Raw genomic sequence first — 493 nt, forward strand, 5'->3', positions numbered from 1 at the left:
GGCAATTTGATTGGTCCGCACGCTCTCGCTTTGCAGCACTTCGTCAAAGAATTCGTGTCGGTTGCGACCGCTTCCTTTCGCCCGGTAAAGAGCGAGGTCGGCGTTGACGAGCAGTTGCTTGGCGTCGGTTCCGGCGGCAATTCCGATGCTCACCCCGAACCGGCACGGGTTGCCCTGAAAATCGACCGGTCGGCGCATCTGCGTGATGATGCGGTCGCCGAGCGCGGAAAGTTGCTTGTCATCACGTCCATGGCTCACCACGACGAACTCGTCACCGCCGATGCGTGCAACAAAATCACCGGGACCCGTGTTGACCTTGATGACCTTGGAGGCGTGCACCAGCATGGCGTCACCGGCTGCGTGGCCGAGTGTATCGTTGATCTGCTTGAAGCGGTCGAGGTCCAGATGCAGCAGCGCTGTGCGGGTCCCCGTTGCGCTTTTTTCGGCAAGCAACTCATCGAGATAGCGGCGGGTTGGGCGGCCGGTCAGCGGG

At 61.3% G+C, this 493-nt stretch carries 1 protein-coding gene; it reads right to left on the bottom strand.

Annotated features, from left to right (window positions below):
* On the bottom strand, nucleotides 1-493 hold a 493-nt coding region (locus tag EOA22_RS36920; protein WP_164756348.1), incomplete at both ends, for a GGDEF domain-containing protein.

The organism is Mesorhizobium sp. M7A.F.Ca.US.014.04.1.1 (assembly GCF_003998745.1).
In the GTDB taxonomy this organism is placed as follows: domain Bacteria; phylum Pseudomonadota; class Alphaproteobacteria; order Rhizobiales; family Rhizobiaceae; genus Mesorhizobium; species Mesorhizobium ciceri.